Source organism: Pseudomonas protegens (assembly GCF_003732485.1).
In the GTDB taxonomy this organism is placed as follows: domain Bacteria; phylum Pseudomonadota; class Gammaproteobacteria; order Pseudomonadales; family Pseudomonadaceae; genus Aquipseudomonas; species Aquipseudomonas protegens_B.
The window spans coordinates 3,458-9,882 of record NZ_MOAK01000050.1 but is presented as its reverse complement, the minus strand read 5'-3'; the positions used below and the strand labels follow the sequence as shown (position 1 = coordinate 9,882).

Below are 6,425 nucleotides of genomic sequence, written 5' to 3'. Positions count from 1 at the left end.
GCCCGGGGGCCCCTGCAAAAGCCGCAGAAGGTCAATGGCGAGGAACGCATCCGCTACAGCGGCTCGCCGATTCCCCTGTCGTTTTCCGAGATCGGCTACCCGCACCAGATCCTCGACGTGCGCCTGGACGGCGAGGCCCTGGTCAGCGTCGAACCGCGGCTGATTCCCCGGGCGGTCAACCTGCAGCGCCTGGGCCCGGCGCCCCTGGGGGACATCCTGACCCAGCTCGGCGAGCTGCCGGACATCGACCTGCTGGCCGAAGAACAGCGCCAGCCCTGGCTGGAAGTGCGGGTACGCCTGGACGAACCGCAACCGGACCTGCGCCAGCAAGTGGAAAGCGCCCTGCAAGGCAAGGCCGTGCGTCTGGTACGGATTGCCGCCGAATACGCCGGCAATGGCGGCCGCGACGGTGAAGACAGCGGCGCCGAACTGATCGAACTGGATCAACTGAGCCCCGAAGAACTGTTCCGCCGGGCCTGGCGCGACGCCTACGCCAACGAGGTGGACGAAGCCACCCTCAAGGATTTCGCCCTGCTGTTGCAGGACGTCCAGCAAGAAGGTGAACAGCCATGAAGATCCTGGCCATCCGCCTGAAGAACCTGGCCTCCCTGGCCGGCCCGTTCGAGATCGACTTCACCGCAGAACCCCTGGCCAGCGCCGGGCTGTTCGCCATTACCGGGCCCACCGGCGCCGGCAAGAGCACCCTGCTGGACGCCCTGTGCCTGGCGTTGTTCGGCGCCGTGCCGCGGCTGAACAATATCGGCCGCGAGACCAAGGTCCCGGAAGTCGACAGCGAGATCCTCACCAGCGACCCACGCACCCTGCTGCGCCGGGGCACCGGCAGCGGTTATGCCGAGGTGGACTTTGTCGGCATCGACGGTCGCCGTTACCGCGCCCGCTGGGAAGCCAACCGTGCCCGGGACAAGGCCAACGGCAAGCTGCAAGGCAGCCGGCAGAACCTCACCGACCTGGACAGCGAACAACTGCTGAGCAACCAGAGCAAGAGCGAATACAAGCAGCTGATCGAAGCCCGGCTGGGGCTGAATTTCGAGCAGTTCACCCGGGCGGTGATGCTGGCCCAAAGCGAGTTCAGCGCCTTCCTCAAGGCCGACGACAAAGAGCGCAGCGAGCTGCTGGAAAAGCTCACCAACACCGCGATCTACAGCCAGCTGGGGCGCCGCGCCTACAGCAAGAGCAAGGAAGCCGAAGAGGTCCACAAGGAACTCAAGGCCCAGGCCAGCGGCATCGTGCCCCTGGAGCCCGAGGCCCGGGCCGAACTGGATCAACGCTTCAACGACGCCCAGCAACAGCTCAAGACCCAGCAGGCCCAGCTCAAGCAACTGGAAGCCCAGCACAGCTGGCTCAAGGAATTGCGCCAATGGCAGGAGGCGCAGCAAGAAGCCGCCGAGCAGTTGCAACAGGCCGAGCAGCAAGCCCTGACCCTGGCCCCGGAGCGCCTGCGCCTGCAACGGCTGGAGCAGTTGGCGCCGCAGCGTCACCAGTTCCTGCGCCAGATCGAGCTGCACCAAGCCCTGGAGCCCCTGCGCCAACAGATCGAGCAGCAGGCCGCGCAACAGCTTGAGCTGCAACAACGTCACCAACAGCTGCAACAGCAAGTGCTCGACGCCGGCAGCGCCCTGACCCAGGCCCAGAGCCAGCACAGCGACAGCGTCCCGCTGCTGCGCGAAGCCTTTGCCGAACAGGGCAACCTGAGTCGTCTTGGCCAGAGCCTGAACGACGCCGGCGAAACACGTGACCGTGCGCAAAGTGCCAGTGCCGAAGGCCAGCAAAGCATCCAGGAACTGTTGGAGAAGCAGCGTCTGGTGGGTGAACGCCTGGAGCGGATTGCCGGGCAGTTGGCGCACAGCGCCGCCCTCGCCCCGTTGAGCGAAGCCTGGACGCTCTACCGCGAACGCCTGCAGCAACTGATGCTGATCGGCAACCGTCTGAACCAGGGCCAGGCCGAACTGCCGGCCCTGGAACAGCGAGCCGGCACCGCGGCTCAGCAACTGGCCGAACAACGCAGCCACCTCGAATTGCTCTACAGCGAAGCCGGTGCCGAACCCCAGGCCGTGGCCGAGCAGATCCAACTGCTGGACGGCCTGCTCAAGGACAACCGCAAGCAACAACGGGCCACCGAAGAGCTGGCACGACTCTGGGCCCAGCAACAGGAACTGGACCAGCGCGGCCAGGCACTGCAAGACAAGCAACAGGCCGTGGCCGCTCAACGCGAAGCGCTGAACAAGGCCGGCCTGCAAGCCAAGGCCGAACTGAGCGTCGCCGAGCAGACCCTGAGCGTCACCCAGGCCTTGCTGGAGCGCCAGCGGCTGGCCCGCAGTGCCAGTGTCGAGGAACTGCGCGGGCAGTTGCAGGACGATCAGCCCTGCCCGGTGTGCGGCAGCGTCGAGCACCCCTATCACCAGCCCGAAGCCCTGCTGCAAAGCCTGGGGCGCCATGACGAAAGCGAAGAAGCCAACGCCCGCCAGGCGGTGGACAGCCTCAAGGAGCAGCTCAACGAGCTGCGGGCCCAGGTCCAGGGCCTGATCGCCCAGCAGAAGGAATTCCTCCAGCAACAGGAACAACTGGCCAGCCAGCAACAGGCTCTGGCCCCCAGCCTGCAAGCGCATCCGCAGAGTGCCAGCCTGCTGGACCAGGACCCGGCTCGACGCGATGCCTGGCTACGCCAGCAACTGGAGCAGTTGCAACAGAGCATCACCCAGGACGAAAGCCGCCTGGATGCCTTGCTGACCCTGCAAAAGGACGCCACGCGCCTGCAGCAGCAGTTGCAGCAAGCAGTCGAAGCCAGCCAGCAGGCGGCCCAGCATCTGCACAAGCAGCAGGAGCAATTGGCCGCCGACCAGCAGCGTCTCGCAGAAGAACTGGCCAGCTTCAACAACCTGCTGCCGGCCGAGGTGCTCGAAGGCCTGCGCCGCGACCCGGCCAGCACCTTCATGCAGCTGGACCAACAGGTCCTGCAACGTATCGAACAGCTGCGCGAGCGTCAGGACGAAACCGAAGAACAACAACAGCGCCAACTGCTGCTGGAGAAGGAACAGGACCGCCAACTGACCCGCCAGCAGCAACTGAGCGACGCCCAGCAGCAACTCGACGCCCTGAGCCAACAGCAGCAGGCCTGCCAGGACCGGCTGACCGCCCTGCTGGGATCGCACCCTAGCGCCGAACTCTGGCAACAACAGCTCGATCATGCCGTGGAACAGGCCCGCACCGTCCAGGCCAAGGCCCAGCAGGACCAGCAGTCGCTACAGCAGCAACTGATCCAACTGAGCGCCGAGCTCAAGGCCCGGCAAGAGCGTCTGCAGACCCTGGAAAGCGAACAGCAGCAACTGGCCGGCAGCATCGAACAATGGCGCGCCCAGCACCCGGAACTGGATGACGCCGGGCTGCAACAGTTGCTGGAACTGGATGACACCGACGTTGCGCACCTGCGCCAGCGCCTGCAGGCCAACGACAAGGCCATCGAACAAGCCAGGGTCCTGCTCCAGGAGCGTCAGCAGCGCCTGGAACAGCACCAGGCCCAGCACAACGGCAACCTGGAAGCCGGACAACTGCTCCAGGCCCTTGAAGAGCTGCAACAACAAGCCCTTGCAAGCGAACAGCAAGTGGCCGAACTGCGGGCGCAACAGGCCGACGACCAGCGCCGCCAGGACGCCAACCAGGCCCTGGGCCAGCGGATCAACGAGGCCTACAACGAATGGCAGCGCTGGGCCCGTCTGAATGCCCTGATCGGCTCGGCCACCGGCGACACCTTCCGCAAGATCGCCCAGGCCTACAACCTCGACCTGCTGGTGCACCACGCCAACGCCCAACTGCGCCAACTGGTGCGGCGCTACCGCCTCAAGCGCGGCGGCAGCATGCTCGGCCTGCTGGTGCTGGACACCGAAATGGGCGACGAGCTGCGCTCGGTGCACTCGCTGTCCGGCGGCGAGACCTTCCTGGTGTCCCTGGCCCTGGCCCTGGGGCTGGCGTCCATGGCGTCCAGTACGCTGAAGATCGAGTCACTGTTTATCGACGAAGGCTTCGGCAGCCTCGACCCCGAGTCCCTGCAACTGGCCATGGACGCCCTGGACGGCCTGCAGGCCCAGGGCCGCAAGGTGGCGGTGATCTCCCACGTGCAGGAAATGCACGAACGGATTCCGGTGCAGATCAAGGTCAGCCGCCAGGGCAATGGCCTGAGCACCCTGGAGGTGAAATGAGCAACCTGCCAACGCCCGGGGCGACCCTCTACTCCTTCCGCCGCTGCCCTTACGCCATGCGCGCGCGCCTGGCCCTGCGCTATGCCGGGGTACCATTGCGGATTGTCGAAGTCAGCCTCAAGGCCAAGCCGGCCGAGATGCTCGCGCTGTCGGCCAAGGGCACGGTGCCGGTACTGGCGGTGGAGGATCGGGTGATCGATGAAAGCCTGGAGATCATGCACTGGGCGCTGGACCAGCATGATCCGGACAACTGGCGGCTCATGGGCGCCCCCGAGGCCCAGACGCAGATGGCGGCCTTGATTGCCGAGACCGATCAAGTGTTCAAGGTGCACCTCAATCGCTACAAGTACGCCGAGCGTTATCCCGAAGCGCCCATGGAGCACTACCGGGCCCAGGGGGAAGTGTTTCTGGCGCAACTGGATAGCCTGCTGCAAGAGCGACGCTATCTGCTGGCAGCGCATCCGAGCCTGGCGGACATGGCCCTGCTGCCGTTTGTTCGCCAGTTTGCCCATGTGGACCGGGAGTGGTTTACGCAGACGCCTTATCGCGCCTTGCAGGAGTGGTTGCAGGAGCGGCTCGAATCAGAATTGTTCCTGGCAGTCATGGCCAAACAATAACTTTCACAAGATGCGCGTATCGGCAGCCTCAAATAGATTGAGCTGCCGAAACAACAGGCTTTCAGAATTTTCCTAAAGACCTCCCCCGCAACTAACAACTAAACTAACCCGACACATCAAGTTCATATCCAGCACAGCAATTAGTTAAACGCCCAGTTACTACCCGCATGTAAGCAAGACAACTTCGACTCACGCCATCGCGCCCCGCCCGGCCCCAAACCCCAAGCCAGCCTGGCATCACGCCCTCATCGCTGCGTAAACCAAGCCTTTATCCCGGCAATAGCCTGCTCGCCCATAAAAACTTCCATTATTCAGACCGCTGTAATCAGCTCCTTTATCGCCAGGTTCATTACATTGAAATCGCCTTTTGCTACAGCCGCACTAACACTGATCTATGGAATGATTTATTCAGCACAGTCCTGTGCCGACCTTACTATCGACCTGAGTTCTTTGGGCGTTGATGACTCCGTCGCCTACGGTGTATCGGCTGACGGCAGTTTCATCGTCGGCACTGCGTTCGCGAACGGCAATCAATATGCGTTCAAGTACAGCGATGCGACCGGCATGGTCAATCTGGGCACACTGGGGGGCAATCAATCCTATGCCAAGGCCGTATCCGCTGACGGCAAGGTGGTCGTGGGATCCGCCGGCGTCTCCAGTAACTACGCTCACGCCTTCAAGCACACCGATGCAACCGGCATGATCGACCTGGGTACCTTGGGGGGACTTAGCTCACAGGCCACGGGCGTCTCCGCTAACGGCTCCGTTGTCGTAGGCTATTCGTCTGCAACCAACGGCAACTATCGTGCGTTCAAACACACCGATGCGATGGGCATGATCGATCTGGGCACCCTGAAGGCGGATAACAGCGGCCACTCCTTTGCCACCGCCGTGTCCGCGGACGGCAGCATCGTCGCGGGATACGCTGATATCGAATCCAGCACAGGCCTGAAACACGCCTTCAAGCACACCGACGCGAGCGGCATGATCGATCTGGGCACCCTGGGAGGGCAAACCTCACTGGCATTCGGCATCTCCGCTGACGGCCATGTTGTCGTGGGAGCGGCCCAGACAGCTACAGGCGACACTCAAGCGTTCAAACACTCTGACACCACCGGCATGGTCGGCCTGGGTTCCTGGGGTGGCCCTTCCTTTGCTTATGGCGCTTCTGCCGACGGTCGCGTCGTCGTGGGTACAGCTGCGACGGCCACTGGCGATCCCCATGCATTCCGGCACACCGATGCCAGCGGCATGGTCGACCTGGGCACCCTGGGTGGTGGAACGTCATCAGCGACCGGCGTCTCCGCTGACGGCAATGTTGTCGTGGGTATCAGCCTTACGGGCGAAGGTGCCACGCACGCCGCGCTATGGAAAATCACCGAAACAGGTTCCCACCTTGTCGACCTGGACAACACCCGCACCGCCATGGCCAAGAACGCCAATCGGGCCTGGGGGATGCTCGATTTGCGCAGCGAACAACTGGCTCGATTGATGAGCCAGGAATGCCAGATCGACAGTGGCTCGTTCTGTATCGGTGTAGGCCCAAGCTACAGCCGCAACGGCGTGGCCAGGCAGACCAGCATGAGTCTGACTC

Annotated in this window: 3 protein-coding genes and 1 pseudogene; all 4 read left to right on the top strand. The window is 63.5% G+C overall.

Going from position 1 to position 6,425, the window contains the following annotated elements:
- The coding region (locus tag BLX41_RS35185) for an exonuclease SbcCD subunit D C-terminal domain-containing protein (protein WP_259744769.1) at nucleotides 1-573 on the top strand (573 nt) is incomplete at its 5' end.
- Nucleotides 570-4,214 carry an AAA family ATPase gene (locus BLX41_RS12410; protein ID WP_123725106.1) on the top strand — a complete coding sequence of 1,215 codons (3,645 nt, stop codon included), beginning with the start codon at nucleotides 570-572 and terminating at the stop codon, nucleotides 4,212-4,214. The genes BLX41_RS35185 and BLX41_RS12410, both read left to right, overlap by 4 nt.
- Complete coding sequence (locus BLX41_RS12405) at nucleotides 4,211-4,831, top strand: glutathione S-transferase (RefSeq protein ID WP_123725105.1); 621 nt, start codon at nucleotides 4,211-4,213, stop codon at nucleotides 4,829-4,831. The genes BLX41_RS12410 and BLX41_RS12405 overlap by 4 nt, the downstream gene beginning before the upstream one ends.
- 399 nt (nucleotides 4,832-5,230) lie before the next feature.
- Nucleotides 5,231-6,425, top strand: a pseudogene (locus BLX41_RS35180) (HAF repeat-containing protein); the annotation flags it as partial.